30 protein-coding genes are annotated in these 26,734 nt (G+C 66.0%); 12 read left to right on the top strand and 18 right to left on the bottom strand.

What is annotated here, in order from left to right:
• Positions 1 to 93: 93 nt before the first annotated feature.
• Positions 94 to 1,773: a S1 RNA-binding domain-containing protein gene (locus tag EPN33_08240; GenBank protein TAN22357.1), complete on the bottom strand. Its 1,680-nt coding sequence runs from the start codon at positions 1,771 to 1,773 to the stop codon at positions 94 to 96.
• Between the two features lie 34 nt (positions 1,774 to 1,807).
• Positions 1,808 to 3,256, bottom strand: coding sequence for a dihydropteroate synthase (gene folP, locus EPN33_08235; protein TAN22249.1), 1,449 nt, complete (start codon positions 3,254 to 3,256; stop codon positions 1,808 to 1,810).
• Here folP and EPN33_08230 point away from each other — a divergent pair.
• Entirely contained in the window at positions 3,255 to 4,538 is a 1,284-nt protein-coding gene (locus tag EPN33_08230) for a hypothetical protein (GenBank protein TAN22248.1), read from the top strand. The two genes, folP and EPN33_08230, sit on opposite strands and share 2 nt — an antisense overlap.
• 71 nt (positions 4,539 to 4,609) lie before the next feature.
• On the opposite strand, the gene EPN33_08225 is transcribed toward EPN33_08230, so the two are convergent.
• Positions 4,610 to 5,263 (bottom strand): hypothetical protein, encoded by a 654-nt coding sequence (locus tag EPN33_08225; GenBank protein TAN22247.1) that lies wholly within the window; start codon positions 5,261 to 5,263, stop codon positions 4,610 to 4,612.
• Between EPN33_08225 and cax the strand changes: the two genes are divergently transcribed.
• Positions 5,186 to 6,406 carry a calcium/proton exchanger gene (cax, locus tag EPN33_08220; GenBank protein TAN22246.1) on the top strand — a complete coding sequence of 407 codons (1,221 nt, stop codon included), beginning with the start codon at positions 5,186 to 5,188 and terminating at the stop codon, positions 6,404 to 6,406. The two genes, EPN33_08225 and cax, sit on opposite strands and share 78 nt — an antisense overlap.
• A gap of 30 nt (positions 6,407 to 6,436) precedes the next feature.
• Here cax and EPN33_08215 read toward each other — a convergent pair whose 3' ends face one another.
• The 3 genes from EPN33_08215 to EPN33_08205 are packed head-to-tail and all read right to left on the bottom strand — an operon-like array spanning position 6,437 to position 8,350.
• Positions 6,437 to 7,108: a hypothetical protein gene (locus EPN33_08215; protein ID TAN22245.1), complete on the bottom strand. Its 672-nt coding sequence runs from the start codon at positions 7,106 to 7,108 to the stop codon at positions 6,437 to 6,439.
• Positions 7,109 to 7,134: 26 nt separating this feature from the next.
• Positions 7,135 to 7,719, bottom strand: coding sequence for a hypothetical protein (locus EPN33_08210; protein ID TAN22244.1), 585 nt, complete (start codon positions 7,717 to 7,719; stop codon positions 7,135 to 7,137).
• Positions 7,720 to 7,723: 4 nt separating this feature from the next.
• The gene (locus EPN33_08205; GenBank protein ID TAN22243.1) at positions 7,724 to 8,350 is read right to left on the bottom strand and encodes a hypothetical protein; all 627 of its coding nucleotides are present in this window, start codon (positions 8,348 to 8,350) and stop codon (positions 7,724 to 7,726) included.
• Between the two features lie 87 nt (positions 8,351 to 8,437).
• On the opposite strand from EPN33_08205, the gene EPN33_08200 reads away from it, so the two are divergent.
• Genes EPN33_08200 through EPN33_08185 form a run of 4 tightly spaced genes read left to right on the top strand, consistent with a single transcriptional unit; the run spans position 8,438 to position 9,833 of the window.
• Positions 8,438 to 8,632: a hypothetical protein gene (locus EPN33_08200; protein TAN22242.1), complete on the top strand. Its 195-nt coding sequence runs from the start codon at positions 8,438 to 8,440 to the stop codon at positions 8,630 to 8,632.
• Between the two features lie 18 nt (positions 8,633 to 8,650).
• The gene (locus tag EPN33_08195; GenBank protein TAN22241.1) at positions 8,651 to 9,277 is read left to right on the top strand and encodes a hypothetical protein; all 627 of its coding nucleotides are present in this window, start codon (positions 8,651 to 8,653) and stop codon (positions 9,275 to 9,277) included.
• 17 nt (positions 9,278 to 9,294) lie between these two features.
• Positions 9,295 to 9,600, top strand: coding sequence for a BrnT family toxin (locus EPN33_08190; protein TAN22240.1), 306 nt, complete (start codon positions 9,295 to 9,297; stop codon positions 9,598 to 9,600).
• Positions 9,597 to 9,833, top strand: a complete 237-nt coding sequence (locus EPN33_08185) for a hypothetical protein (GenBank protein ID TAN22239.1) — start codon at positions 9,597 to 9,599, stop codon at positions 9,831 to 9,833. Before EPN33_08190 ends, EPN33_08185 begins: the two co-directional genes overlap by 4 nt.
• A gap of 199 nt (positions 9,834 to 10,032) precedes the next feature.
• On the opposite strand, the gene EPN33_08180 is transcribed toward EPN33_08185, so the two are convergent.
• On the bottom strand, positions 10,033 to 10,809 hold the full coding sequence (locus tag EPN33_08180) for an SDR family oxidoreductase (GenBank protein ID TAN22238.1): 777 nt from the start codon (positions 10,807 to 10,809) through the stop codon (positions 10,033 to 10,035).
• Positions 10,810 to 10,866: 57 nt separating this feature from the next.
• On the opposite strand from EPN33_08180, the gene EPN33_08175 reads away from it, so the two are divergent.
• The 4 genes from EPN33_08175 to EPN33_08160 all read left to right on the top strand — a co-directional run bounded on the left by EPN33_08175 (position 10,867) and on the right by EPN33_08160 (position 14,148).
• Entirely contained in the window at positions 10,867 to 12,171 is a 1,305-nt protein-coding gene (locus tag EPN33_08175; protein ID TAN22237.1) for a radical SAM protein, read from the top strand.
• 130 nt (positions 12,172 to 12,301) lie between these two features.
• Positions 12,302 to 12,667, top strand: a complete 366-nt coding sequence (locus EPN33_08170; protein ID TAN22236.1) for a hypothetical protein — start codon at positions 12,302 to 12,304, stop codon at positions 12,665 to 12,667.
• Between the two features lie 3 nt (positions 12,668 to 12,670).
• Complete coding sequence (locus EPN33_08165) at positions 12,671 to 13,108, top strand: ImmA/IrrE family metallo-endopeptidase (GenBank protein TAN22235.1); 438 nt, start codon at positions 12,671 to 12,673, stop codon at positions 13,106 to 13,108.
• Positions 13,105 to 14,148 (top strand): hypothetical protein, encoded by a 1,044-nt coding sequence (locus tag EPN33_08160; protein ID TAN22234.1) that lies wholly within the window; start codon positions 13,105 to 13,107, stop codon positions 14,146 to 14,148. The genes EPN33_08165 and EPN33_08160 overlap by 4 nt, the downstream gene beginning before the upstream one ends.
• A gap of 89 nt (positions 14,149 to 14,237) precedes the next feature.
• Here EPN33_08160 and EPN33_08155 read toward each other — a convergent pair whose 3' ends face one another.
• Genes EPN33_08155 through dnaK form a run of 4 tightly spaced genes read right to left on the bottom strand, consistent with a single transcriptional unit; the run spans position 14,238 to position 18,349 of the window.
• Positions 14,238 to 14,753, bottom strand: a complete 516-nt coding sequence (locus tag EPN33_08155) for a phosphatidylglycerophosphatase A (GenBank protein ID TAN22233.1) — start codon at positions 14,751 to 14,753, stop codon at positions 14,238 to 14,240.
• A gap of 12 nt (positions 14,754 to 14,765) precedes the next feature.
• Positions 14,766 to 15,173 carry a MerR family transcriptional regulator gene (locus EPN33_08150; GenBank protein ID TAN22232.1) on the bottom strand — a complete coding sequence of 136 codons (408 nt, stop codon included), beginning with the start codon at positions 15,171 to 15,173 and terminating at the stop codon, positions 14,766 to 14,768.
• Between the two features lie 8 nt (positions 15,174 to 15,181).
• Positions 15,182 to 16,390: a J domain-containing protein gene (locus tag EPN33_08145; GenBank protein TAN22231.1), complete on the bottom strand. Its 1,209-nt coding sequence runs from the start codon at positions 16,388 to 16,390 to the stop codon at positions 15,182 to 15,184.
• A 12-nt stretch (positions 16,391 to 16,402) separates the two neighbouring features.
• Entirely contained in the window at positions 16,403 to 18,349 is a 1,947-nt protein-coding gene (gene dnaK, locus EPN33_08140; GenBank protein ID TAN22230.1) for a molecular chaperone DnaK, read from the bottom strand.
• Between the two features lie 205 nt (positions 18,350 to 18,554).
• On the opposite strand from dnaK, the gene EPN33_08135 reads away from it, so the two are divergent.
• Together EPN33_08135 and EPN33_08130 are read left to right on the top strand one after the other, a co-directional pair.
• Positions 18,555 to 19,592 (top strand): kinase, encoded by a 1,038-nt coding sequence (locus tag EPN33_08135; protein TAN22229.1) that lies wholly within the window; start codon positions 18,555 to 18,557, stop codon positions 19,590 to 19,592.
• Positions 19,593 to 19,622: 30 nt separating this feature from the next.
• Complete coding sequence (locus EPN33_08130; protein ID TAN22228.1) at positions 19,623 to 20,339, top strand: hypothetical protein; 717 nt, start codon at positions 19,623 to 19,625, stop codon at positions 20,337 to 20,339.
• Here the strand turns inward: EPN33_08130 and EPN33_08125 are convergent.
• The 7 genes from EPN33_08125 to EPN33_08095 form a co-directional block, all read right to left on the bottom strand.
• Positions 20,336 to 21,223 (bottom strand): NAD(P)-dependent oxidoreductase, encoded by an 888-nt coding sequence (locus EPN33_08125; GenBank protein ID TAN22227.1) that lies wholly within the window; start codon positions 21,221 to 21,223, stop codon positions 20,336 to 20,338. The two genes, EPN33_08130 and EPN33_08125, sit on opposite strands and share 4 nt — an antisense overlap.
• A complete protein-coding gene (locus EPN33_08120; GenBank protein TAN22226.1) occupies positions 21,174 to 21,752 on the bottom strand; it encodes an SIS domain-containing protein in 579 nt (192 codons plus the stop codon). Before EPN33_08120 ends, EPN33_08125 begins: the two co-directional genes overlap by 50 nt.
• On the bottom strand, positions 21,742 to 23,172 hold the full coding sequence (locus EPN33_08115) for an undecaprenyl-phosphate glucose phosphotransferase (protein TAN22225.1): 1,431 nt from the start codon (positions 23,170 to 23,172) through the stop codon (positions 21,742 to 21,744). Before EPN33_08115 ends, EPN33_08120 begins: the two co-directional genes overlap by 11 nt.
• Positions 23,173 to 23,187: 15 nt before the next feature.
• Positions 23,188 to 23,907, bottom strand: coding sequence for a spore coat protein (locus tag EPN33_08110; protein TAN22224.1), 720 nt, complete (start codon positions 23,905 to 23,907; stop codon positions 23,188 to 23,190).
• Positions 23,908 to 24,013: 106 nt separating this feature from the next.
• Entirely contained in the window at positions 24,014 to 24,595 is a 582-nt protein-coding gene (locus EPN33_08105; GenBank protein TAN22223.1) for a dTDP-4-dehydrorhamnose 3,5-epimerase, read from the bottom strand.
• Positions 24,537 to 25,574 (bottom strand): dTDP-glucose 4,6-dehydratase, encoded by a 1,038-nt coding sequence (gene rfbB / locus EPN33_08100; protein TAN22222.1) that lies wholly within the window; start codon positions 25,572 to 25,574, stop codon positions 24,537 to 24,539. Before rfbB ends, EPN33_08105 begins: the two co-directional genes overlap by 59 nt.
• Complete coding sequence (locus EPN33_08095) at positions 25,571 to 26,317, bottom strand: hypothetical protein (protein TAN22221.1); 747 nt, start codon at positions 26,315 to 26,317, stop codon at positions 25,571 to 25,573. The genes rfbB and EPN33_08095 overlap by 4 nt, the downstream gene beginning before the upstream one ends.
• Positions 26,318 to 26,734 lie beyond the last annotated feature (417 nt).

Below are 26,734 nucleotides of genomic sequence, written 5' to 3'. Positions count from 1 at the left end.
GTTTCGGAACCACGAACGACCTTGGTTTGCTACCTTCAGCCGCGCCGCGAAACTGAATTTCTGCTCGCTCCGGTAACCGCGGGTCCGTATGCCCTAAACCGGCTCGACCTCAATCTGGTGCCGCTCGGCCTCCAGCCGCGTGATCCGGAACTTCCTTACCTCGCCGTTTTTGAGCTGCACGCCTTTGGGTTCTTCCGCAGCCGCCTTGGCCGCCGCGGCCTGCGCCGGCTTCCAGACGGCGGCCAGCTTGGCGGCGAGCGAGCCTTCCTCGATCACGCGCACCGGCGCCGCGGCAGTTGGGCACGCGGCTTCAATACCCTCATCCACCTGCACGCGCCCCGGATACGCCTTCACCACCCGCGCCGTCAGTTCATCGCCCACCTGGTGCGCGTTTACAAACTCTTCAAACGGTGTGGGGATGAGCTGCTTCATCCCCAGCCGCAGCCGCCGCTGCGGCAGATCGAGTTCCAGCACCTGCGCCCGCACCACGTCGCCCACCTTGAGCACCGCGCTGGGGTGCTGCAGGCGTTCGTTGCTGATGTCGCCGATGTGTACCATGCCGTCCACGCCTTCGGCAATTTCCAGAAACGCGCCGAACTGCTGCAGATTGCGCACCTTGCCCTCGACCACCGTGCCGACCTTGAATTTGGTCTCCGCCTCGGCCCACGGATCGCCCAGCGCCTGCTTCAGCCCCAGTGAAATCCGCCGTTCTTTGCGGTGCACGCCCAGCACCACGGTCTCCACCATCTCGCCCACTTGCACCACATCGGTGGGCTTGTGCACGCGCCGCGACCAGGACATTTCGCTGATATGCACCAGCCCCTCAATGCCCGGCTCGAGCTCGACGAACGCCCCAAAATCCGCCGTCCGCGTTACCACCCCGCGCACGCGCGTGCCCTCGGGATACCGCTCCGGCACGCCCGCCCACGGATCGGGCGAGAGCTGCTTCAGCCCCACCGAGATGCGCTTCTTCTCGCGGTCGATCTTCAGCACCTTCACCGTCAGCGCCTGCCCCAGCGTCAGTGCCTGCGCCGGCTCGGCCACCCGCGTCCAGCTCATGTCGGAGACGTGCAGCAGGGCATCGACGCCGCCGATATCCACAAACGCGCCGTACGTCGCCAGGCTCGTCACTGTCCCCGGCAGCTCGTCGCCTTGCTGAATCCGCTCCAGCGTCTGCTGCTGCTGCGTCGCCTGCTGTTCCTCGAGCAGACTGCGCCGGTCGAGCACCAGCCGCTTCTCTTCCGGCTCCCGCGTGATGCGGCAAAACACTTCCTGCCCCACCAGCTTGTGCATGTCATCGGGATTGCGCACCCCGCTTTTCGATTGCGGGATAAACCCATGCAGTCCGACATCCACCGTCAGTCCGCCCTTGACCACGCCCGTCACCTTGCCCCGCAGCACCCGCCCTTCGGCGAATGCCACTCGCGCATCCGCCAGCGAGCGCGGCCGGTCCGGCGAAAACGGGCTGAGCTTGAAGCTGCCCTCCGGGTCGCGCCCTTCGACCACGACCTCAATCGCCACGCCCGGTGTCAGCTCGCCGCCCGGCCCCTGCTCGCGCCAGACATCCAGCGGCAATACGCCCTCCGCCTTGGCGCCAATGTCCACCAGGGCCACGTCCTCGCGCAGGTTCACCACGTGGCCGGTGCGGCGCTCGCCGATGGCCGGTCCCGCCGATTCGTTTTCTTTATCGAACTGCGCCAGAAGCTGGGCAAAGGAGGCGCTATCGGTGGCGACAGCAGGGCTTTCAGGTTGGGAAAAAGCGGAATCCGACATGAACGGGAAATCCTCGGGCAGGCTGAGGCTCATTTTACAACGGTTTGCGTCCCCGCCCGGCCCCGCGCCCCTCAGTCGAGTCAATGTCGCTGAACACCGCAAACCCCGCGCCGTCATACTGAAACCCGGCCACGCGCCCCATCCCCAGCTTTTCGTGCGCCCGCAGCGAGCGCGCATTGTCCTCGCGGATGAACAGTATGGCCTCGCGGCCCGGCAGCAGCCGCTGGACTTCGGTGTAGAGTGCCGCGGCGATGCCGTGCCCGCGCGCGCCCGCCGCCAGACAAACCGGCCCATACACGTAAGCTCCGTCGCGCGCCGGATAAGCCGCCAGCATCGCCGCCACGGCGCGTGAGCTGCGCGCGTGCGGCTCGCTGGTCACCAGCACGCCTTGTAACTCGCCTGCTTGTTCCGCGACGAGAACCGGCAAGGAACCCGCAACCCATTTCGCCACCCGCGACTCCCGGAACGGTCCGGTCAGCTCGCCTCCATGTTCGTGCGCGCTGGCTCCCAGCAGCGCCGCAATCGCCTCTACGTCCCTCGTCGCCGCCCGCCGGATCGTGATCAACACCCGGTCGGCAATCCGCGCCGCTTCCACCGTGGCCGGGACATCATGCACCCGCAGCATATGCGCGCCCGCGAGCACCGCCGCCGTCGCCGCCGCCAGACTCGCCGCCAACCGCGTTTCCGGCCCCGATTCCCGCGCGCGTTGCAGGAAGGATTTCCGCGAAACCCCCACCAGCAGCGCGTGCCCGAGTGCGTGCAGCCGGTCGAGTCCCGCCAGCAGCGGAAAGTTCTCGTCCAGGTTCTTCCCAAAACCAAACCCAGGGTCGAGCATGACGCGCTCTCCCCCGATTCCAGCATCGGCCGCCCGCTTTGCAATCGCGGCCAGTCCCGCCGCGACCGTCGCCAGCGGATCCTCCAGCCGCGGCAGCTTTTGCATCGTGGCAAACTCCCCGCGCGCATGCATCAGCACTATGCCGCACCGGGTGCGCGCCAGCCGCGGCAGCATTTCCCGGTCGCCGCCGCCGACTACGTCATTGATAATGTCTGCGCCCGCGTCGAGCGCCGCCGCCGCCGTTTTCGCATGCCGCGTATCCACCGAAAGCAGCGCCTCGGGCAGCGCCCGCCGCACCGCGACGAGCGCTGGCAGCAGGCGCGCCTGTTCTTCTTCGGAGCTCAAGGGCCTCGATCCCGGCCGGGTCGATTCCGCGCCCAATTCCACAATGTCCGCGCCCGCCTCCAGCGCCTCGCTGCAGCGCCGCACCACCGCCTCCGGCTCGCCCGGCGCCAGCCGGCTGGCGGCATAAAATGAATCCGGCGTGAGGTTGACAATCGCCATCACCCACGTCCGCGCGCCCAGCGTATAAATCCGTTCACCGCAGCGCCACGCCCGATTCGGCCTAAGATAGTTCACAACTTCAATTATCCCAGCCGAAACCCCGGCCCGGGGTGCAGCGTCGAAAGATCTAGGAGGTACTCGCATGCGGGAGAGGATATTGCATACTGGGGCGCCCATCCTGGCACTGATCGTGTCGGCAGCCATGACGGTGGCACTGGCCGCGCAAACCAACACCGGCGTTGACACCGCCTATGCCGCCGGCTACAACGCCGCCTATGCTCTGGGGGTAAAGGATAAGGCCGCCGGCGCCGGCGCCAACGCCCGCAAATTCACCGCCTACGAAGACGGCTCCGCAGGCTACACCGCGGCCTACGGCTCCAGACAAACCTACCGCACCCGCTTCCAGAATGGCTTTTCCGATGGCTACTTCGACGGCTACAACGGCCGCGAGCGCGCCCTCCTCGCCCCGCCGCCAGCGCCGCCGCGCGGCGCTGGCGCCCTGCGTAGCGCACCGCGCGAAGCAGGGCAGCCACCCGAAGCCACGAACGCTAAAGCCAGCGGCTACCGCGAGGGCTACAACATCGGCCAATCCGACGCCAACTCCAACGCCGTCTACAATTCCACCGCCAGCAACGAATACAAGCAAGGCCTCGTCGGTTACACCGCCTCCCTCGGCAGCAGCACCGATTACCAGACCGCCTTCCGTCGCGGATTCACCCAAGGCTACGATGACGGCTTCAACCACCACCTCTACAACTCCGCCATCGGCGCCCGCACCACGGCGGCGCCCGCAGCGGCGGCTGGCGCGAATGATCTTCCCCTAAGCGCCACCGATGCCGCCACCCGCCCCAGCGGCGTTTATGACAACGGCATTCTAGTCGCCCAGGGCACCGTCATCCGGACCCAGCTCGACAAAGAGCTCGACACCAAGGACGCGTACGCCGGCGAAGCCTTCACCCTCACCACCACCGTCCCCGTCTGGGTCGGTGCGGTGGCGGCGATTCCCGCGGGCTCAAAGATTTCCGGTATCGTGCAATCCGTCCAGCGCGGCGGCAAGCTCAGCGGCCACGCCCAATTGCAATTGCAGTACAACAACCTCATCGTTCCCGGCCAGGCCCCCATTCCGCTGAACGCCACGACCAACGGCGTCGGCAACAGCGCGCAAACGGTGAATGGCCAGGAAGGCACGGTCAACGGCCAGGGCGCCGATACCGCCAAAAAAGCAGGCACCGGTGCCGCCATCGGTGCCGTATTGGGCGGCATTTTCGGCGGCTACGGCGGCCTGGCGCGCGGCGCCATTGCCGGCGCCGCGGTCGGCACCGCCGGCGTCCTCATCTCTCACAAAAAGGACATCACCCTCCGCGCCGGCGAAACCATCGCCGTCCGCCTCGACCACCCTCTCGAGCTCCCGAAACCGGCGAACTAAAAGGGAAGAGGGAAGAGGGCACGGCCGCTGATTCCCTCTTCCCTTATCCCTTTTCCCTTATCCCCCTGCCCTCACTGATCCCCAATCACCTTGTCCCCCGTCCCGATCGACCGCCCGTCCAGCTTGAACACAACGCTGTCATAGCGGCTGGGGCAGCACGGCTTGTCACCAAATGAGTAGCGCGCCGCGCGCAGGGTGAGCTGGCGCTTCTCGGCGTTCCATTCCGCTCCCGCGCCGCCGCGGCAATCGTAACTGAACTGATCCGCCAGCAGCAGCTTGCCCTTCTTCATCTCCAGCACCTGTACAATGCCGGTGCAGTTGGCAAGCTTCGCCCCGGTATAGAGCACGCTATACACCAGCAGACCCTGTTTGCCCGGCGCGTGCGGCAGCTTCGCCGTCTGATCCTTGATGACCTGAAATTCCAGCGGGTGGTCGGTGTCCTGGTGGTGATCGTAGAGGCCGTTCTGCACCGTGATCATCACCGGCTCGCCCGTCACCGTATTGCCCGGGATCATCCCGTCTGCGCCCGAAGCTGCCGTGGGATAGAGGACGTAGGTGAAATCCTTCAGCGGAAACTGCTCTAGCGAGGCCAGCGGCGGTGACGACAGCGGCGAGTTCAGCAGAAAGGAGGTGATTTTTCCGTAGCTGTGGAAACCGGAAGCATTGTCGTGCCGGAAAAACGGCAGTTGCGCACCCGCAGGACTCAGCAGTCCGGCAAGCAGCAAGAGGGAGGGCAAAAGGCGACAGGTCATCAGGCGGCTACCACCAAAAATTATTTTCAGTGTACCGTGAATGCTGGTGTGAGCAAAAGCAACATCATCCTCACTGGTTCGCGGCTGCTGGACCTGTTGCTGCTGGCCGTCGTGGCGGCCGTTGTGCTGGCGCTCGCGGGCGGCAGCCCGCTGTGGATTTTCATTCTCTCCGCACTGGGGCTGATTCCTCTCGCTGCCGTGCTCGGCGCCGCCACCGATCTGCTGGCCGAGCGCCTGGGACCGCTCGCCGCAGGCATCCTGCAATCCACTCTGGGCAACGCCAGTGAACTCATCCTGGCCATCGTGGCGCTGCGTGCCGGTCTGCTCGAAATCGTCAAAGCCTCCCTCACCGGCAGCATCATCAGCAACCTGCTGCTGGTGCTCGGCCTCGCGATGCTGTTTGGCGGTCTGAGGTTCGAGCGCCAGACGGTGAACAAATCCATCGCCGCCAGCAATGCCACCATGCTCTTCCTCGCCGCCGTGGGCCTGGTCGTGCCTGCTGTCTTTGCCTGGAGTGTGGGCGGCGCGCCCGGCGCCGCCGCCGGCATCGAACACCTCAGCCTCTGGACCGCCGGCGTGCTGATCGTGCTCTACGGCATCAGCCTGTGTTTCCAGTTGCGGCTGGCGCGCCGCACCGGCCGCGTCCAGGCCTCCGGCCGCCGCGGCGGCGTTGCCGTGCAGTTGCTCGCGGCCGTCATCCTGATCGCGCTGCTCAGCGAATTGCTGGTGCACGAGCTTCATATCGCACAAGCGGCCTTCCACGGCACTGATTTGTTTTGGGGCGGAGTTGTGTTTGCGCTCATCGGCAACGCCGCCGAGCACGGTGTCGCCGTCATCGCCGCCTTGCACAACGACATGGATCTCGCCATGGCCATCGGAGCCGGTTCCAGCCTGCAAATCGCCCTCCTGCTGGCCCCCGCGCTGGTCTTCATTTCGCTGCTGCTCGGCCATCCCATGACCCTGGTCTTCACCGGCATCGAGGTGGTGGCGGTGGTGTTGTCGACGGTGATGGTGGGCATGATCGCCGCCGATGGCGAAACCAACTGGCTCGAAGGCTCGCAGCTCGTCGCCGTCTACATCATCCTGGTCGTCGGCTTCTATTTCGTCCCCTTATAACGCCTCCCCTTTTCCCTCCCCCCTTTTCCCTTACCCCTTTTCCCTCTTCCCTTTTCCCTCTTCGATCTGCCGCTGCGGATCGGTGATCGGCCGTGTCCGCGACGCCTTCACCAGCCGGAGAATTGAGTACGCACTCGCCAGAATGGCGATCCCCATCAGGATCTGAATGAACAGGTGGAAGCCCGGCGTATCCAGCCACTTCACGATGCCCCGGCCAAAATAGATCGCCGCGATGCCCTCGGCCAAAAAGCGCGCAAGGCGCATCGCCGTCAGCATCAGGAAAAACGGCGTGCGTTTCACCTCCAGCGCCCCCGCCCCCAGCACGAACGCGGTGAAGGGAAACGGCGGCGGTATCAGCGCCGGCATGGCCAGCAGCACCGGCCCCTTTTTCCCGATCGCGGCGTGCAGCCGTTCGAACCGCTGCGGCGACATGTGCGAGCGGATAAAGCTCTCCCCGCCCTTTTCCCCGATGCAGAACATGATCCAGCAGCCCGCGACCGAGCCCGCCGTTGCCGCAATCACGTACTGCAGCAGGCGCTCGTGGTGCAGCGACACCAGCACGATCACCGCGATGTCGTTGGCAAACGGCAGCGTCAGAAAGCTGGAATCCAGCACCCCCAGCAGAAACAGTCCGGGCGCGCCCAGGCCCACGAAAAAGTAAAAAAGCCCGGCTAGCCAGCCATTCCCTGTGGGCAGCACGATTACTCAGATGCTGGCGGCGGTGGCCACTAGTAATACTCGGCGGAAAGCGTCATCTTCACCAGCTTGCCGCCCGCAAACGAGGATTCCAGAATCTGGGGCTTGCTCGTCCCCGCCCAGGAAAAGTTGAAGACGACCATGTTCACATCCCGGCCCCTCCAACTGGAAGGGCCGGTGAAGAATGGCTTGCCATACACGTGTTTGAGCCGCTGCGGCGAATCGCCCAGCCGCACGCCGCGCCCGGTTTTCGCCGCTCCATCCCCAAGCACGGCGGTGCAGCCGCCTGCCGCCGGCGCCGGTCGCATGCGGCTTACCGTCACTACGCGGATCAGGCCTTCGCGGGTGGCTTCAAGACTGAGCTGGAGGTGGCTGCGCGCGTCGCACCAGACGTAAACATCATCCTCATCGCGCGACGGATGATGCCATTGTTTGCCCCACAGCGCCTCGGCCTGTGCAATCCTGCTCTGCCCCGGCCGCAGTCCCGCCAGCGTGAGCTCATTGACGTTCCCCGCCGGATGATCGTAGCTGTCCGCCGGATCCTGCGCGCGTGCGCTGCACACCAGCATGGCTAGTAAAGCCACACACGAAAACACCGCCAAAGGTGGCTGTGCCACAAACTTATTGGACAAGCCTTTCCGACCCTTCTCCGGCTTCCGACGAGGCCATCTCCAACCGCTGCTTCAGCTTTTCCGTCCAGTCGCCCTCTTCATCCTCTGACCACAACCGCCGTTGCATCGGCTTGAGCATTTCTTCCAGCCGCCGGCAGTAGACCAGCAACTGCACAATGTTGGCCTGCAAGTGTTGTCGGGTTTCGCGGTTCCAAGGCGCCAGCTCGGCGAGAAAAGCCTCGTCCATGCCGAAATCGACAGTTAAATCCCCGTCATCCCGTAGGTTCGCGTCTCCGAATGCGGCGCCCATACTGGTCAGACGCAGCGCCTGCGGGCTTTGGTTCCATTTGCCCCCACCATATGTCCATAACGACCACATCATCTCGATTTCGCAGGCGCAATCGTCTTGCGCAAATTCGCGCATCGCCTCCAGCGCCTCGCTTATCACCACGCCCGGCTGGGCTCGTTCATCGACTAACGGTGCTTCGTTCCAGTCCATCGCGGTGACGGCAAACTGCTGCACCCCGCGCTCGACGGCCTCCTGCGGCAGCGTTTCCGCCGCCAGCGCCAGCCGCGGCAGCATTTGTGCCTTCGTCTGGCTCTCGAACCATAGGCTGAGCCGAATCCGATCACTCATCCCATTAGTCTAGCGGCTGTCCCAAATGGAGATTTCTGCATCCAATTCACCAACAAGAGGTGGCTGTGCCACCGGGAGAGCTTCAGCGTGGAATCACCTCAGGAACGTGCCTACCGGTCTGCCTACCGGAAAGTGGAAGCGCTGCAAATCGAGCTCGCGCGCCACGTCTATTCCATCCAGCGCCGTCAGGATGCCGAGCGCAAACTCCAGGAAGCCATGGCCGTGCTCGATCGCACCCGCACCGAAGTGATCAAGCTCCGCAATCTCCAAAGGAGCAGTTAGGCTTTATCCTATGGCCCTATGAGGGCTCTGCGCCACGCCAGTCAATGGTCTGCGTCAATCCTCGCGCTTCTGGCGATCATCTTTTTGCCCGCGCTCACCGCCCAATCGCCCCTCACCACCCCGCGTAAGTGGACCGTCGCCCAGCTCGCCACAGAGGCCGTGCATCTTGCCACCGCACCGCGCCGGCCCGGCCGCCCCTCCCTGCGCGAAATCATCCACCAGGCGCAGCAGCTCAATCGTGAGTTCGGAGGCGGTCAACCCTCTCCACGTCTCGAACGCGCCATCACCCTGGCAGCTCTGATTCCAACCGCCGCTGTGATCGCCGGTCTTTGCGCCCTTCTTAGCTTTCTCTGGCTCGCCCTGCGCCTCGGCTGGCTCTATTGGCTCGACGCCCTAATCGGCCTGCTCTCCTGCGCCTACGCCATCGTCGTAAGCTGGCTCCTCACCCGCGCCGCCCAGGCCGAAATCACCCGCCTCCTCGCCCACCTCCAGCACGGCCTATCCGGCCTTCTCCGTGGCCTCTCGCTCAAACTTCCGCCCCAGTTACAATCCTCCGTCGGCGTCCACCCCGAAGTCGGCCTCTACGTCCTCGCCCTCCTCTTCCTCGCCATGCTCATCCTTCCCCACTTCGACCGGCGCCGCTAACCCGTGCATAGCCAGGCATGCCGGTGCAGACGTTTACATTCGAGTGGGACGAGGCGAAAGCGGCCCGCAACCGCCGCAAGCACGGCGTTTCACTCGCTATGGCCGCTTCCATTTTTCACGACCCCCATCTTTTGACCACCGCAGATCTCGAGCACAGCGCGACCGAGGAGCGGTGGTTTTCCCTCGGCATGGCCCGCAACGGCGCGCTCCTCGCCGTCGCCTACTCCTGGACGGCGCAAGAGCCGGCGATAATTAGGATTAGACTGATATCGGCTCGGCGGGCGAGCCGAGCCGAACGCGAACAGTACGAAGAGCGCTTATGAGCCAGGGAAAATCCGAGCATGCCGGCGAAATGCCAGGCGAGATCGACTTCCGCCGTGGCACGCGCGGGCTGCACTACATCCCCGCGGAAAAACGTGTGCTCTTGCCGATTTCCGTCGACAAGGAGGTTTGGGACCTCCTCGCCGCTCAGGCCACCGCTAGCGGCGTCACGCTCTCAGAGTTTGTGACCGCCATCCTACAACGAGAGATTCGCGCCTCCCAGCGCGTCCGCTGAACGCGGTGGCCGCAGCCACGCCAGGCCCCGCGCCAGTCAATTCGCGGCAACTTGGAGACGCCATGAGCACCTGCGGGCGTTTGCCGGGGAGCGAAGCCCAGCCACAGCCCGACCAGCGCCTGGGCCCCCAAGCCGCAGGCGGCTTGGGGTGGCAGTGGGAGGGCGGCTCCAGCAAAAGGTGGCTGTGCCACGAAACTCGCTACCGCTTCGACAGGCGCAACTTCTGCCAGCTTCCATCCGCCGTCCATCCGCCGTCCACCGGCAGCGCCACGCCATTGATGAAGCTGCTCTCCACCGGGTCAGCCAGAAACGCGATCGCGCGCGCGACGTCTTCCGGCAGCGCGAAGCGGCCCATGGGCACGTGGTTGGTGATGTCGCTGTCGGAATACAGTCCCGACGCCTGCGCCGTGTCGTCCATGTCCGTCTTGACCCATCCCGGGCAGACCGCATTGACGCGCACGCCGCGCCCGCCCCACTCCACCGCCAGCGTCCGCGTATAGCCAATCAGGCCGTGCTTGGTGGCGTTGTACACGCTGCGGTCCGCGATCCCCTTAAGCCCGGCGACCGAGGCGACGTTGATGATGCTGCCGCTCGCCGCTGCCAGCATCATCCGCCCGAAGGCCTGCGACAGCAGCATCGGCCCCAGCAGGTTCACTTCCAGCACCTTCCGCGCCCGCGCCGCGTCCAGATCCTCGGCCGGCTCAATAAAGCTGATGCCGGCGTTATTGACCAGCACATCCGCGCGTCCCCAGCGCTGCTGCACCGCCGCCGCCAGCGCGGCAACCGCACCCGCGTCGCTGACATCGCCGCGGACATCGAGCGGCGGCTCCGGCGTCCCCATCCCGCGCACCGCCTTGGCCGTCGCCTCCGACCCTTGCAGGTCAAACAGCGCCAGCGCATAGCCCCGCTCCGCCAGCACCTCCGCCGTTGTGCGTCCAATCCCCTGCGCCGCCCCCGTCACCACCGCAATCCGCATCGCCCCTCCTAGAACCATTCAGCATGGCACAAAATGGCAGCTCGCTATCATGAGACTATGCGGGCAGTACTGATCGGGACCTACGAGATGGGGCGCCAGCCCTTCGGCCTGGCCTCGCCCGCCGCCTGGCTCCGCCGCGCCGGCTGGGACGTCACCTGCGCCGACCTCTCGCGCCAGCAGCTCGACGAGCACGCCCTCGCGGCCGCGGACCTCGTCGGCCTCTACCTGCCCATGCACACCGCCACGCGCCTCGTGCTGGCTCTTCTGCCGCGCCTGCGTCAGCTTGCGTCCCGTGCGCGCATCGTCGCTTTCGGCCTTTACGCGCCCATGAACGCCAGTCTACTGCGCGATGCCGGCGTGGACACCATCCTCGGACCGGAGTTCGAGGCCGACTTGGCCGCCGGCGCCACCGAACCCGCGCCCGGCCTTGCGCGCCTGACCTTTGCTGTGCCCGACCGCCGCGATCTGCCGCCCCTCAGTGAATATGCGCATCTGCACCTGCCCGATGGCGCGCGCCGCATCGCCGGCTACACCGAAGCCTCGCGCGGCTGCAAGCATCACTGCCGCCACTGCCCCATCGTGCCGATTTACCAGGGCCGCTTCCGCATCGTCGCGCCCGATGTGGTGCTCGCCGATATCCGCCAGCAAGTCGCCGCCGGCGCCCAGCACATCACCTTCGGCGACCCCGATTTCCTCAACGGTCCCACCCACGCCCTGCGCATCGTCGACGCCCTCCACCGCGAATTTCCTACCCTCAGCTTCGACGCCACCATCAAGGTTGAGCACCTGCTCCAGCACGCCGCGCTGTTGCCGCGCCTGCGCGACGCCGGCTGCGCCCTCATCACCACCGCCGTCGAGTCGTTTGACGACGCCGTTCTCGCCCGGCTCGACAAAGGCCACACCGCCGCCGACTTCTTCCGCGCCCTGGAGCTGACGCGCAGCCTCGGCCTCCCGCTCAACCCCACCTTCGTCAGCTTCACCCCCTGGACGACGCCCGCCAGCTTCCGCGCCATGCTCGACGCCCTCGCCGCGCATGATCTCGTCACCCAGATCGCCCCCGTCCAGTTCGGCATCCGCCTGTTGATCCCCCAAGGCTCGCTGATGCTCAACCTGCCCGGCGCCGCCGAATGGCTCGGCGACTTCGACCCCGCCGCCCTCAGCTACCTCTGGCGCCCGCTCGACCCCACCGCCGACGATCTCTGCTCCGCTGTGCAAGACACGGTTGCCCACGCCACCAAAACCCAGCGCCCCCGCCCCGAAATCTTCGCCGCAATCGCCAACCTGGTCGGCGGCGTGCATCTCCCCGCCGCGGCGCCCGTTCGCGCGACCATCCCCTACCTCGACGAACCCTGGTTCTGTTGAGCCGAACCCACCGGCGAGCAGTTCGCTCGCCTCGCTGAATAACTAACGTCAAGCGGGAACTAGGTCGCACCGTGGTACGCGCGTTGTATACTAATACAACGGAGGCCCCGGAGAAGGGAGGGGGACAGCCATGAAGAGCTTTGGCAGCTTTTTCAAAGAGTGCCGTCTGCGCAACGGCGAGGGGTTGCGCGAATTCTGTGTGCAGCATGGCTACGATCCTGGCAATATCAGCAAACTGGAGCGCGGGCTGCTGCCGCCGCCTGACGCGCGGGCGAAGCTGGAGCAGTACGCAGCCGATCTTCGGTTGAAAGAGGCCTCGCCGGAGTGGTACGAGTTCTTCGACCTGGCGGCAGCCGGGGCTGGTACGATGCCTGCGTATATGACCTCAGAGGAGGAAGTGGTGGCCCGGTTGCCGCTTCTGTTCCGGACCATTCGCAACAACGGTCTGGACGGCAAGCACATGGATGCGCTGATCGAGAAGATTCGCAGCAGCTAAGCAATGCTTGCCTACGTGGACGGGTTTCTGGCGAGCGATTTTTCCGCAATTTATGTAGATGACTACATGATGAGCACCTACTCGGAGCGCTATCGCTTTACCCTGGCGCACGAAATCGGGCACCGCGTGCTGCATGCGGACGTCTACGCAGAAAAGCGCATGTCGTCGATCGAAGAGTACCGCGCGTTTTTGGCGGCTTTGCCCACGCAGAGCCTGGACGCGTGGGAAGCAGACGCCAACAACTTCGCAGGCTGCGTGCTCATGCCGCCCAAAGCAATCGAGGCTGCGTACTCAACCCAGGTTAAGCACGCGGCGGGGCTCGGCGCAGGCGTCGACGCGCCCACCTTCAACTCTTATGCGGCCGAACCGCTCAGCAAGCAATTCTCGGTGAGCGCGAAAGCAGTTGAAATCCATCTGGCGCGCCTGCGGCTGAAGCCGTGACGCCGCCGCCCGCCCCCGCGCGCCTCGAAGCCAACAAGAAACTTGGCGTCTGCTACGCACTCACGCCCGACGGCCTCGAGCTGCCGGTCATCGACATCACTCATCCCGCCTTCGCCGAACCGGCCCTCAGCGACGCCGAGCTGCAGGAGCGCTTTACCCGCTTCCTCGAGCGCAGTCCCTTTCGCCGCCTGCCCCGGTTTCTGCGCTCCCTGCTGTTCCAGCGCATGATGCGCCGCTCGCTCGTGGGCCGCTGCTTGCTCGAGTCGCGCAACTCATTCGTCAGCGGCACGAGCACCTACCTCATGAAGCTCGGTCCCGACATGCTCGGCGCCACCTACGCCCAGCCCCTCGACCGTCACTTCGCACAGGGGCCGTCGCTCCTCGCCATGCGACTGCGCCTGCACGATATGGCGCACTACCTGGCGGATGTTCTCGGCCCGGTGCTGGCGGCCAACCCGCAGGCTCCGCTCCAGTTTGTGGACATCGCCGGCGGCCCGGCCGCCGACACCTGGAATGCGCTTCTGCTCCTCCACCAGCACGCGCCCGCACTACTCGAGCACCGCCCGATCGCCATCGACGTCTTCGATCAGGACGACGCCGGCCCCGCCTTCGGCCGCGCGGCCCTCGCCGCGCTCTGCGCGCCAGGTGCACCCCTCGCCGGTCTGGCCATTTCGTTTCGCCACATCCCCTACGACTGGCGCGACACGGCATCGCTGCAATCAGCCTTGTCAGCCCGCGCGTCGGCCACGATCACGGTTGCCTCCTCCGAAGGCGGCTTATTCGAGTACGGCGACGATGCCACGATCGCGGCGAATCTGGCGGTGCTGGCGCGCGCCGGCAATGTGCTTGCCGTCGCCGGCACCTTCACCAGCGACGACGACCTCTCGCGCAAGCTGCGGCAGGACCGCGGCGCCGCCACCCATCCCCGCACCGCCTCCGCCTTCGCCGCGCTCGCGTCGCAATCCGGCTGGCAGGTAGCCAAGCTGCGCGAAATCCCCCTCAGCAGCCGCGTCCTGTTTACGCCTGCGGCCCGCGCATGACCAGGAGCCGGGCGCCGCACCAGTCGAGCTGATGGCTGGCCGCTGATGGCGGATAGCCCAGATCGATAGCCCGCCTCGCGGCTCCCACCCTAGCGCAACACCCGCGCCAGCAGCCACAGAATCACCGCCGCATACAGCCCCCCGACCAGATCGTCGGCCATGATCCCCCAGCCGCCGCGCAGCCGCTCGGCCGCGCGTGCCGGCGGCGGCTTGATGACATCGAAGATGCGGAACAGCACGAAGCCCGCAATCGCCGCCGCGGCGCTGGTCGGCAGTACAAAGACGAACGTCAGCAACTGCCCGGCAATTTCGTCGAGCACCACATTGCGCGGGTCTTCGACGCCCAGCAATCGCTCCGACGTCGTCCCCGCAAACCCGCCGGCGATGAACAGCACGATGACGGCGGGCACGATAAATGCCCACGCCGGCGGCCGCCACCAGCACACCGCCGCAACGATGGCGGAGGCAATCGTCGCCGGCACCCAGGGAATCAGTCCGATCGGGCCGCCAATCGCCAGCCAGTGCTGCGCCCGCTCCCACGCCGTCCCCTGCTCCGGCAAGGCAACCGGCACGCTCAACCCATACGGCTTGGACCGCACCGCCATGATGTACCCGCCCTAGCGGCCCTGGCCCCTGGCCCCTGACCCCTGACCCCTGCCTCCCGGCCCCTGCCGCACCGGCACCAGCGCCTCGCTCGTCCCGCCGAGACCCATCCCGCGGTTCACCAGATCGTGCTGCACAAAGTCCACGAACTCCTGCATCTGCTGCTGCATCTGCTGCATGCGCTCGCGCAGATTCAGGATCACCTCAACCCCCGCCAGATTCACCCCCATGTCGCGCGTCAGCGACAGAATCACCTCCAGCCGCTGCAGGTCCTCCTCCGTGTACAGCCGCGTGTTGCCTTCCGTGCGTGACGGCTTCAGCAGCCCTTCGCGCTCGTACAGCCGCAGTGTCTGCGGATGCACGCCGTACTGCTCGGCGACAGCGGAAATCATGTACGCAGCGCGGCCTTTTTTGCGGACCATCCTGCCCCCTACCCTTGCGCCTGCTTCAGAACCGCCTCGCGCGCGTCTTCGGGATTGAGCCGCGCGAACTCGCGCAGCAGCTCGCGGCTCTGCTCGTCGCGCAGGTGCGGCACCACCACCTGCACTTCCACGTATTCATCCCCGCGCACCTCGCCGTGCTGCGCGTTGGCGACGCCGCGCTCGCGCATCCGGAACTTCTGCCCCGACTGCGTCCCCGCCGGAATATTCAGCAGCGCCTTGCCCTCGATCGTGGGCACGCCGATCTTGGCCCCCAGCGCCGCCTCCGTAATGCTGATCGGCACCTTCACGTAAATGTCGTCCGCCTGCCGCTGGAACAGCGCATGCGGCTTGATGCGCACGATCACGTACAGATCGCCGCTGCCTTCCGATCCCCAATTGCCCTTGCCCGGGATCCGCAGCCGCGCCCCTTCGCGCGTGCCCGGCTTGAGTTGCACCTGCAGCGATTCGGTCTGCTGCACCCTGCCCTGGCCGTGACAGCGCGGACAAGCCGCGCCCGCCTTGCCCGTTCCGCCGCAGGTGCCGCAGCGCAGGTTGAACTTCATCCCATTGACGGTCTGCGAAACCTGCCCCTTACCGCCGCACTCCGGACACACTCCCCCGCGTCCGCCCGTGCCCGTGCCGTTGCACTGCGGGCAGCGGTCCTGGCGCGGCACATTCAGCCGCAGCACCGAGCCCCGGATCGCATCCCAGAACCCGACCGTCACCTGATACTCCAGATCGCTCCCGGTCGTCTCCGCGGGCGCGCCCTGGCGGTTGAAGATGCTCGAAAAAATATCGCGGAACGACCCTCCGCCCGCCGTCTTGCGCCCCGCGCCCGCCGCCCCCGGCTCAAAGCCCGAGAAATCGAAGCCGGAAAAATCAAATCCCGGCGGCGGCGCTCCCGTCCAGCGTCCTTCTCCGCGCGCACCGCCGGCCGCCGCGCCCTGCGCCGCGCCCGTAAACACGTCCGCGCCCTGCTGAAACGCCTGGTCGTTGTAGAAACCGGTTTTGTCGAAAAAATCCCGCTTCTTCGCGTCGCTCAGGATGTCGTAGGCTTCCTGTACCTGCTTAAAGCGGTCTTCCGCCGTCTTGTTGCCCGGGTTGACGTCCGGGTGCAGCTTGCGCGCCAGCCGCCGGTACGCCTTGCGGATCTCGTCCGCCGTGGCGCCCCGCTTGATTCCTAATACGGCGTAGTAGTCTTTGGTGGCCGTGGGCACGTTAAGGGAATGTTAGCCCTTCTTGCCGTCGCCGTCGGCATCCACATATTCGGCGTCGATCACGTCCCCCGGCTTCGCCTCGCCATTGCCCGTACCCGGCGCCGCGCCCGCGCCCGGCTCCGGCTCGCTCGGCGGCGCCTGCCCGCCCGGCTGCGCGCTGGCGTTCTTGTACAGCGCCTCCGCCAGCTTGTGCGTGGCCGCGGTCAGCGCATCCTTGGCCGCCACCATCGCCGCCGTATCGCCGCCTTCCAGGGCCTTGCGCCCGTCCGCCAGCGCCGCGTCCACCGCCTGCGCATCGCTCGCCGGAACCTTCTCCCGGTTCTCCTTCAGCATCTTGTCGGTGTTGTACACCAGGCTGTCGAGCTGATTGCGCGCCTCCACCTCTTCGCGCCGCTGCTTGTCCTCGTCCGAGTGCGCCTCGGCCTCCTTGGTCATGCGGTCGATCTCGTCCTTCGACAAGCCGCTGGAGCTGGTGATGGTGATCTTCTGCTCCTTGCTCGTGCCCAGATCCTTGGCGCTCACGTTCACGATGCCGTTGGCGTCAATGTCGAACGTCACCTCAATTTGCGGAATCCCGCGCGGCGCCGCCGGCAGACCCACCAGATGGAACTTCCCCAGCGTCCGGTTCTGCGCCGCCATCGGCCGCTCGCCTTGCAGCACGTGTACCTCAACCGACGTCTGGTTGTCGGCCGCGGTCGAAAACGTCTCGCTCTTCCGCGTCGGAATCGTGGTGTTGCGCTGGATCAGCACCGTGTTCACCCCGCCCAGAGTCTCGATGCCCAGCGACAGCGGCGTCACGTCCAGCAGCAGCAGGTCTTTCACCTCGCCCGCCAGCACGCCCGCCTGCACCGCCGCCCCCACCGCCACCACTTCGTCCGGATTCACGCCCTTGTGCGGCTCCTTGTGGAACAGGTCCTTCACGATCTGCTGCACCCGCGGAATGCGCGTCGAGCCGCCCACCAGCACCACTTCGTTGATCTTGTCCGCGGTGAGGCCGGCGTCTTTGAGCGCCTGCTGGCAGGGCGCCACCGAGCGCTGCAAAATCTCTTCCACCATGCGCTCAAACTGCGAGCGTGACAGCTTTTTCAGCAGGTGTTTCGGCCCGCTGGCGTCGGCGGTGATGAAGGGCAGGTTGATCTCCGTCTCCATCGTCGTCGACAGCTCCATCTTGGCCTTCTCCGCCGCGTCCTTCAGCCGCTGCAGCGCCATCTCGTTGCCGCGCCCGCGCAGGTCGATGCCTTCGTCTTTCTTGAAGTCGTCCACCAGCCAGTCCACCAGCCGCTGGTCGATGTTGTCGCCGCCCAGGTGCGTGTCCCCGTTGGTCGATTTCACCTCGACCACGCCCTCGCCCACTTCCAGAATTGAAATGTCGAACGTTCCGCCGCCAAAGTCATAAATGGCGATGGTCTCTTCCTTCTGCTTGTCGAGGCCATACGCCAGCGCCGCCGCCGTCGGCTCGTTCACAATGCGCTTGACGTCCAGGCCCGCAATCCGCCCCGCGTCCTTCGTCGCCTGCCGCTGCGCGTCGTTAAAGTACGCCGGCACGGTGATCACCGCTTCGGTAACTTTTTCGCCCAGGTAATCGTCCGCCGCCTGTTTCAGCTTCTGCAGAATGAACGCCGAAATCTCCGGCGGCGTATACGTCTTCCCCTGCACCTCCACCGCCACGTGGTCGCCCTGCTGCACCACCTTGTAGGGCACCATCTTCATCTCTTCGCTGACTTCGTTGTAGCGCCGCCCCATGAAGCGCTTGATCGAATACACCGTCCCATCCGGGTTGGTAATCGCCTGCCGCTTGGCCACCTGGCCCACCAGCCGCTCGCCATTCTTGGTGAACGCCACCACCGACGGCGTCGTCCGCCCGCCTTCGGCGTTGGCGATCACTTTGGGTTCGCCGTTTTCCATGACGGCAACCACGCTGTTGGTGGTGCCAAGGTCAATTCCGATAATCTTTGCCATGATTTGCCTGCCTCCCACAGCCTACAAGATGAGTATGTTGCTGTCAACCAAAATCTTAGTCTGGCATTATCAACATCTCCGCTTGCCCGTGCGCTGACAAGCTGACTGCCGTCCCGCAGATTCCCCATTTCGACAGGCTGCCCCAATCCGAGCTGGCCGCCATCTCTGCTCAGAGCACATTCACGACCGCCCGAAGGAGTCTGTCATGATCGTCACCCGCACCCCCTTCCGCATTTCCTTTTTCGGCGGGGGCACGGACTATCCGGCCTGGTACCGCGAGCACGGCGGCGCGGTGTTGACCACGGCGATCGACAAGTACTGCTACATCACCTGCCGCTACCTGCCGCCGTTTTTCGAGCACCACAGTCGGATTATCTACACCCGCGTGGAAAACGTGCCCGACAACGCCCGCATCGAGCACCCCGCCGTGCGCGCCTGCCTGCGCTCGCTCGGCATCACCGACGGGGTTGAAATCCACCATGATGCCGACCTGCCCGCGCGCACCGGCCTCGGCACCAGCTCCACCTTCGTCGTCGGCCTGCTGCACGCCCTCAACGCCCTCTGCCAGCAGCCGCGCGAGCCCGCCGCGCTGGCGCGGGCCGCCATCCGCATCGAGCAGCAGGAGCTGGGCGAAAACGTCGGCGCTCAGGATCAGATCGCCGCCGCCTTCGGCGGCCTGCAGTTGATTCGCTTCCATCCCGACGGCCGCTTCCAGCTCGAGCCCGTCGCCGTCCCGCCCGAGCGCCTCGCCGCGCTGCGCGCGCATCTGCACCTCTACTTCACCGGCTTCGCCCGCACCGCCTCCGAGATTGCTGGCGAGCAGATCGCCAACATTCCCGCCCGCACCGCCGAGCTGCAGGCCATGCAGGCCATGGTTGAGGAAGGCGAGCGCCTCCTCAGCGGCGACGCGCCGCTGGCCGAATTCGGCGCCCTGCTGCATCAGGCCTGGATGTGCAAGCGCCGCCTCAGCAACCGCATCTCTAACCCTGACATGGACGCCATCTACGACCGCGCCCGTGCTGCCGGCGCCCTCGGCGGCAAGCTCCTCGGCGCCGGTGGCGGCGGTTTTTTCCTTTTCTTCGTCCCGCCTGAACGCGCCGCCGCGTTCCACGAGCGCATGGCGCCGCTCATGCACGTCCCCTTCTCGTTTCCCGCCCAGGGCAGCGAGCTGGTCCTCGCCAGCGAAGACGTCTTCGTCCCCGCCGCCGAGCCCCTCCGCCGCAGCTACCGCATCGCCGCCTGACGCGGCCCCGGGCCCCCCCATCGGCGGGGTATTTATTCCGTGGGCGCTTCCGCTAGTCTTGTGGACGTGCCACCGCTGGATCCCCTTCGCGGCTCACTCATTCATACCGGCCGCTGGCTCCCCGGCGGCTTTGCCCGCAAGTTGCAAAACGTGACTGGTTACTTGGAGGTCGGCCGCTGGTTACGTGAAAACAATTTCGGCCCCGGGCACGGTGCGAAGGTCAGGGAGGATCTCTGGGAACAGATCGGCCAATCGGTCCGCGACCAGAACGTGCTGTATTTGGAATTTGGCGTGGCCGCAGGCGCCGCAACGCGCTACTGGTCACGCCTCCTCAGAAATCCGGCGAGCAACTTGCACGGCTTCGATAGCTTCGAAGGCCTGCCAGAAAAATGGGGAACAATGCCGAAGGGAACCTTCTCGCAGGACGGCAAAATCCCGCAGGTCGACGACCCGCGCGTCAAGTTTTTCAAGGGCCGGTTCCAGGACACCCTGCCCCAGTATGAGCCGCCCGTTCACGACGTGCTGGTTCTCAACCTCGATGCGGATCTGTACTCCTCCACCGCGCTGATCCTCGGAGTCCTGCATCCCTGGATCAAGCCGGGAACCTATGTCTACCTGGATGAATTCTCCAGCCCCCAGCACGAATTCCGTGCCTTCAGCGAGTTCGTGGCCAGGACCGGAGCCGGCTTCTCGCTTCTCGGGTCGACGCCGCTCTATCGTCAAGTCGCGTTCCAGCGGCTCGCTTAGCGCGCTGCGTCGCCGCCTGCAAGCGATGTGCGCCAGTCCGGCAGCGGCCCCAGCCCCAGCGCCGCCCAGCGCGCGTTGGCCAGCACCGTGTGCGCCGCTCGCCGCGCCGGCCGCTCATCGTGCGTGACGTAGCGCAGCTTCGGCCGCAGCCCCGCCCGCCGGCACACTTCCCGCGCGAACGTATCCGCCTCGCAGGCGCCTTCGCCGGTCAGGTGAAACAGCCCGTGCGCGCCCATGGGCAGCAGCCGCAGTGTCGCCGCCACAATGTCGCGCACCGAAGTCGGATTCAACCACTGCCCGCGCGTCACCGCAATCGCCTCGCCCGCCCGCGCCCGCTCCACGAATCTCTCCACCAAACTGGCGCGTCCCGGCGACCGCGACCGCCCACCGTACAAATGCGCCACCCGCAGCACCAGCGCGCTGGGACACGTCCGCAGCACCGCCTCCTCGCCCAGCAGCTTGCTGTAGCCGTAAAAATTCACCGGCGCGGGCGCATCATTTTCCGTCCGCGGCCGCGTCAACCCATCCCCGCCAAATACGTAATCGGTGCTGAAATGCACCAATCGGAAACCCCGCGCCGCCGCCAACGCCGCCAAGTGTCCCGGCCCCTCGGCATTCGCTGCCAGCGCCGCCGCGTGCCGCGTCTCCGCCCAATCCACCTGGTTGAACGCCGCGCAGTTGATCACCACCCGCGGCCCTAGCTCCCCCAGCACCCGCGCGCACGCCTCGGCATCAGCAACGTCAAGCTGCCGACGCTCCAGCCCCACCGCCCGCCGCCCCAGCACCCGCAGAAACTCCTGCCCCAACTGCCCCCGCGAGCCGACGACGGCAAATTCAGCGCCCAAACAGCGCCTCTTCCACCGCCTGGCACAGGCAGTGCCCAATCAGCAGATGGCACTCCTGAATCCGCGGCGTCTCCCGGCTCGGCACCGCAATCAAAATGTCTGCCTCCGCCGCCATCTTCCCGCCACCCTCGCCCGTCAGCGCAATCGCCGTGCAGTCCAATTCGCGCCCCCGCCGCAGCGCCTCCACCACATTCGGTGAATTGCCCGACGTGCTCAGCCCCACAATCACGTCACCCCGTCGCGCAAACGCCTCCACCGGCCGCGCAAAACTCTGCTCGTAGCCGTAGTCGTTCCCAATCGCTGTCAACGTCGAGCTGTTGCTGTGCAGCGCCAGCGCCGCCAGCGGCCGCCGCTCCCGCAAATACCGCCCCACAAACTCCGCCGCCAGATGCTGCGCCTGTGCCGCGCTCCCTCCGTTGCCGCAAAACAGCGCCTTCCCGCCCGCGCGGTAGCAAGCGACCAGCACGTCCGCCGCGCGCGTCAGCGCCCCGCCGCACGCCCCCAGCGTGGCCTGCGCCACCGCCTGCGATCCGGCAAAATTCGAGCGAAACAGTTCTTCAGTAGACATCGCGGTTCAGCAGCAGCGCCGGGATCGTGCGCAGCAAAATCCACACATCCAGCACCGGCGACCACCGCCGGATGTACTCCAAATCATAATCCAGCCGCCGCTGCATCTTCTCGATCGTGTCGGTCTCGCCCCGGCAGCCGTTAACCTGCGCCCAGCCGGTCATGCCCGGCCGCGCCCGATGGCGCAGCATGTATCCCCGCAGCTTGTCCCGATAGAGCTCGTTGTGCGCTACCGCGTGTGGCCGCGGGCCCACCAGCGACATGGCGCCGCGCAACACATTCCAAAACTGCGGCAGTTCATCCAGCGATGTCTTCCGCAGCCAGGCGCCCACGCGCGTAACCCGCCAGTCGCCGCGCACCGCTTGCGCGATCGCCCCCCGGTCGTTATCCAGTGTCCGCATCGAGCGGAACTTCCACACCTCAATTTCTTCGCTGTGTATGCCGTAGCGCCGCTGCCGGAAGATTACGGGCCCGGGCGAGTCCAGCTTGATCGCCGCCGCGATCACCAACAGCAGCGGCGACAGCACCAACAGCGCCAGCCCGGAGAGCGTCAGATCCATAAGTCGCTTGACGGCGCCTCCCAGCGGACTCATCTCCGCGCCGCCCACCGCCAGCACCGGGATGCCGTTCACGCTCTGCAGTTCGGATTGCAGCAAATCAAACGCAAAGACATTGGGGATCAGAAATACCGACGTGCGTCCGCCCTGCAACGCTTGCATCAGATCCGGTAGCTGCGCCCCGGAGTGTTCCAGCGACAAATAGGCCGCATCGACTCCCTTGAGCCGCACGTAGGCCGCCAGATCATGCAGCGCGCCCAGCCGCGGCAGGCCCTCGATTCCACACTGGCCGAGCTCCCCAAAATAGCCGCAAAGCTGCACTCCCAGACTCGCATCCGCCTGAAACGTCGCCGCCAGCCGCTGCGCCGCCGACGTCGGCGGCCCGATCACCGCCGAAACCGCCCCGATGCCGCGCTCCCGCAGCCAGCCAAAGTACGACCACAACAACAAGTGCAGCAGGCACAGCAGCAATAGCCCCAGCACGAACCACGTCGTCAGCGCAATACGCGAATACTGATCGGTGGTCTTGGTCAGGTAGCCCAGCGCCAGCAACATCGCGATGGAGACGATCCACGCCAGCGACAGCGACCCCAGATCCATCAGGCTCCCGGTGCGCCAGCGCGCGTGGCTGATGCCGAACCCCTGAAACACCAGCACGCATACCAGGCAGGCAATAATCCCCAGTGCCTCGTAGCCGCGCCCAAATTCCAGCCCGCGCAGCTGCACCGACAGCCATAAACTGCCAAACACAATCGCCGGCGTGAGGATCTGTCCCCCCACCCGCATCCACACCGCCGCACGGCTCCGCCTCGGCCGCGCCGGCCGGCTTGCCTCGGGCGCCACTTGGGGGGCAGCGGCAGACATCTCCCTATCGCCTCCTTACCGTCGCGACGCCTCCTCGATCAGCGCCGAGGCCCGATGCAGCGACGCAAACGTCCCCGCGTCGGTCCACCAGCCCTCAACCGTGGAGTGCTCCAGCGTGCCTTCCTGCAGATACAAGTTATTCACGTCGGTAATTTCCAGTTCCTGCCGCCCCGACGGTCGGCAGCGGTCAATCTTGTCGAACACCGTGCCGTCGTAAAAGTAGCAGCCCGTTACCGCCCAGTCCGAGCGCGCCGCCGCCGGCTTTTCCTCAATGCCCGTGATGCGGCCGCCTTCCAGCGTCGCCACCCCGAACCGCTCCGGGTCCGGCACCTGCTTCAGCAGCAGCCGTGCTCCCTGTGCCTGCGCCGCAAACGCCCGGCAGCCGTCGCCAATTCCGCGCTCAAACAGGTTGTCGCCCAGAATCACTGCCAGTTTCTCGCCTGCGGCAAACTCCCGCGCCAATCGCAGCGCCGCCGCAATGCCTCCCTCTCCGTGCTGATAAGCATATCGTAGCGAGCAACCAAATTCCTCCCCGTTTTCCAGCAATCGCAGAAAGTCCCCGGCGTGTTGCCCGCCGGTCACCAGCAGAATCTCGGTAATCCCCGCCGTCACTAAAGTCTTTAGCGGATAAAAAATCATCGGCCGGTCATACACTGGCAGCAGGTGCTTGTTCGTCACCTTCGTGAGCGGGTACAGCCGCGTTCCCAGCCCCCCCGCCAGAATCACCCCCCGCACGCGGTACCCCGGACACGATCTGCGTGCTTGTGGGCGTGCCTTGCCGGCAAGCGCAGCACGGAGTAGCGAGCGAAAGCGAGCGTCCCGAAATAAGTGGCGAGCCACATCACCGGTATTGGGTCTCCCAGGCGTAGTTCAGTCCGCTGTCGTCAAACGCAATCCGGCCCTCATCTTCCGGATCGTAGTACCGGTCCGTGGCGTACACCATCAGTCCCGGCTCGCTGCCCAGCACCTTGTACCCATGCCCCACGCCGGGAGGAATTCGGATGCGCCACGGCCGCCACTCCCCCGCAAACAGCGTGTTCACCGCGCCAAACGTGGGCGAATCGCACCTCAGGTCAAACAATGCCAGTTGAAACTCGCCCCGCACCGGCGCCCAGCAATCCGTTTGTACGCGATGGTAGTGAACCCCCTTCACCACCTGTGGATAACTCAGCGCCGCAGAAACTTGCGTCACGCCGGCCCCGCCCGGCAGCCGAAATAGCTCGGTAAAAAACCCGCGGTCATCCGGCCAGAGCTTGCCTTCGGTGATGGCGACGCCCGCAATCAGCCCCTCGCCGCCAGGCGCGGCAATGACCACCCCAACATCCCGCTGCGCCCGCGCACAGACCGCCAGCCGCAGTCCGCCCTCAGCCCCCGGCAGTGGGCGCAGACGACGCGGATCCGTATTGGCGGCGGTAGTAGGCATCAAAGTCCTGCGCGCGCGCCGCAGCTACCCAGTCCGCGTGCGTGCCATACCATTCTAGGGTTTGCGGCAGGCCTTCGGCCAGTGACCAGCGTGGTTGCCACCCCAGTTCCCGCCGCGCCCGCCCGCTATCCAGCGCATAACGCCGGTCATGCCCCGGCCGGTCCGCCACCCTCTGGATCAACTCCCGCGGCAGCCCCATAAGCTTCAGTAACTCCCCTAGCAGCGCCCGGTTGGTCGTCTCTTCCTCGCTCCCCAGGTTGTAGATTCCTCCCGGCGTGCCCCGCTCCGCCGCCGCCAGCACTCCCCGGCAGTGGTCTTCGACATGCAGCCAGCTGCGTGCCTGCCCGCCATCGCCATAGAGCGGAATCGCCTGCCCCGCCAGCGCGTTCGTGATCGCTAGCGGAATCAGCTTTTCCGGGTACTGATTCGGTCCGTAGGTATTGCTTCCGCGCGTGATGACCACCGCCAGCCCGTAGGTCTGCATGGCCGCGCGTGCCAGCAGGTCCGCCGCCGCCTTCGAGGCCGCATACGGCGAGTTCGGCGCCAGAGCCGCCTCTTCGCTCGCCCGCCCCGGCGCCGCGATGCTGCCGTAGACCTCATCGCTCGACACCTGCACAAACCGCCCTACGACCCCGCGCCGCGCCGCCTCGAGCAACACCTGCGTCCCCAGCACGTTGGCGCGCAAAAACGCGTCGGCGTTCAGGATGCTCCGGTCCACATGGCTCTCCGCCGCGAAATGCACCACCACCTCGGGCTGAAACTCCGCAAACGCGCTCGCCACCGCCGCGTGCTCGGCAATGTCGGCCCGCACAAACCGGTAGCGTGCGTCGCCAGCGCAATCCGCCACATTCTCCGGCCTGCCGGCATAAGTCAGCGCATCGAGGTTCAGCACCGCCGCCTCCGGCCGTTCGCGCAGCAGCAATCGCACAAAATGCGACCCGATAAACCCGCAGCCGCCTGTCACCAGCCAGCGCCTCATCGCAACTCCTCCTGCGCCCGCTGCCACCGCTCCGGCGTCCCAATATCGATAAGCGCTCCGGCGTGCAAATAGCCGGCAAGCCCCGCCCCAACCCAGCGCGGAAACCAATCCCGTTCCAGCGACGACGCCTCGCCCTCGGGAATCTCCCCCAGCAGCCGCCGCGTCAGCAGGTACACCCCGGCGCTTTGGTACCCCGTCACTCCCGCTGCCGGTTTTTCCGCAAATCCCCGCACCCGTCCAGTAGCATCGAGCGTGATCGCCCCGGTATCGCCCCTCCCGTCCGCCGCTACGACCACCAGCGCCCCCGCCGCGCCCACTGCCGCCCGCCGCAAAGCCGCAAAATCCAGTCCCGGCACAATGCTGTCCCCGTTCATCACCAGCACCGGATCGGTACGCAAGAGCTTCCGCGCCAGCCCCAGCGCCCCGCCCGTCCCCAGCGGTGCCGGCTCCGGCGAAAACACAATCTCGCATCCGCCCGCCGCCCGCCCATACTGCCTCTCAATCTCCTCTGATTTATAGCCGGTGCACAACACCACCTGCCGGCAGCCGGCGCTCGCAAGCTGCTCCAGCAGCCGGTCCAGAAACGGCTCGCCGGCGATGGGTGCGAGACTTTTGGGCAGCCCCGGCAGCGCCCCGCGCAGCCGCGTGCCCAGTCCTCCGCACAGTATGGCGGCATCCAGCTCGAGCACGTCGGACATGGGAGAGTTTGGTGGCGGCGAGTGGTACTTGCCGATGGTACGCATGCGCCCCCTTCCACCAACCACAGCGTTGATTCCGGCCTGCCCGCGCTATTCTCCCCGCACTCCGGCCAATCCGGTATTGACAAACAGAAACTCGTTGCAGCCCTTGCCATTGCGCGCGACTAATTCGCGCATGCTGAATCCGCGTCCGGTCAAAAACTCTTCGATGGCGGCCGGCGAGGCGAACTCGTAGGGATAACCGCCGATCCAGTCACGAGTGTCGTACCACCAGGACATGCCCCGTGCGATTTTCGCTTCTGCGGCGCCTTGCTCGCGTCTTGCCGACCGCTTGCGGATGTAATTCAGGCGCTTCGCGCCGGCAATCGGATATAGGATCAGCGGTCGTAACAGTCCCGGCGTACGGTTGTACAGCTTCTTGACGGCGAGCCACTGTCGCGACCTCTTCCCACAATCGTTGTA

This window comes from Acidobacteriota bacterium (assembly GCA_004299485.1).
Lineage (GTDB): Bacteria > Acidobacteriota > Terriglobia > Terriglobales > SCQP01 > SCQP01.
Note: the sequence above shows the minus strand (reverse complement) of the source record. Positions and strands in the feature narration are given on the sequence as shown.

Excerpts from the sequence above, each read along its gene's own strand:
- EPN33_08195 (TAN22241.1), top strand. The coding sequence starts at position 8,651 with ATGAGGGCTCTGCGCCACGCCAGTCAATGGTCTGCGTCAATCCTCGCG.
- EPN33_08115 (TAN22225.1), bottom strand. The coding sequence starts at position 23,172 with ATGTCTGCCGCTGCCCCCCAAGTGGCGCCCGAGGCAAGCCGGCCGGCG.
- EPN33_08120 (TAN22226.1), bottom strand. The coding sequence starts at position 21,752 with ATGTCTACTGAAGAACTGTTTCGCTCGAATTTTGCCGGATCGCAGGCG.
- EPN33_08205 (TAN22243.1), bottom strand. The coding sequence starts at position 8,350 with ATGAGTGATCGGATTCGGCTCAGCCTATGGTTCGAGAGCCAGACGAAG.
- EPN33_08190 (TAN22240.1), top strand. The coding sequence starts at position 9,295 with ATGCCGGTGCAGACGTTTACATTCGAGTGGGACGAGGCGAAAGCGGCC.
- EPN33_08150 (TAN22232.1), bottom strand. The coding sequence starts at position 15,173 with ATGGTCCGCAAAAAAGGCCGCGCTGCGTACATGATTTCCGCTGTCGCC.
- rfbB (TAN22222.1), bottom strand. The coding sequence starts at position 25,574 with ATGAGGCGCTGGCTGGTGACAGGCGGCTGCGGGTTTATCGGGTCGCAT.
- dnaK (TAN22230.1), bottom strand. The coding sequence starts at position 18,349 with ATGGCAAAGATTATCGGAATTGACCTTGGCACCACCAACAGCGTGGTT.
- EPN33_08230 (TAN22248.1), top strand. The coding sequence starts at position 3,255 with ATGCGGGAGAGGATATTGCATACTGGGGCGCCCATCCTGGCACTGATC.
- EPN33_08240 (TAN22357.1), bottom strand. The coding sequence starts at position 1,773 with ATGTCGGATTCCGCTTTTTCCCAACCTGAAAGCCCTGCTGTCGCCACC.
- EPN33_08095 (TAN22221.1), bottom strand. The coding sequence starts at position 26,317 with ATGCGTACCATCGGCAAGTACCACTCGCCGCCACCAAACTCTCCCATG.
- EPN33_08175 (TAN22237.1), top strand. The coding sequence starts at position 10,867 with ATGCGGGCAGTACTGATCGGGACCTACGAGATGGGGCGCCAGCCCTTC.
- EPN33_08155 (TAN22233.1), bottom strand. The coding sequence starts at position 14,753 with ATGGCGGTGCGGTCCAAGCCGTATGGGTTGAGCGTGCCGGTTGCCTTG.
- folP (TAN22249.1), bottom strand. The coding sequence starts at position 3,256 with ATGCGAGTACCTCCTAGATCTTTCGACGCTGCACCCCGGGCCGGGGTT.
- EPN33_08135 (TAN22229.1), top strand. The coding sequence starts at position 18,555 with ATGATCGTCACCCGCACCCCCTTCCGCATTTCCTTTTTCGGCGGGGGC.
- EPN33_08105 (TAN22223.1), bottom strand. The coding sequence starts at position 24,595 with ATGCCTACTACCGCCGCCAATACGGATCCGCGTCGTCTGCGCCCACTG.
- EPN33_08180 (TAN22238.1), bottom strand. The coding sequence starts at position 10,809 with ATGCGGATTGCGGTGGTGACGGGGGCGGCGCAGGGGATTGGACGCACA.
- EPN33_08185 (TAN22239.1), top strand. The coding sequence starts at position 9,597 with ATGAGCCAGGGAAAATCCGAGCATGCCGGCGAAATGCCAGGCGAGATC.
- EPN33_08165 (TAN22235.1), top strand. The coding sequence starts at position 12,671 with ATGCTTGCCTACGTGGACGGGTTTCTGGCGAGCGATTTTTCCGCAATT.
- EPN33_08170 (TAN22236.1), top strand. The coding sequence starts at position 12,302 with ATGAAGAGCTTTGGCAGCTTTTTCAAAGAGTGCCGTCTGCGCAACGGC.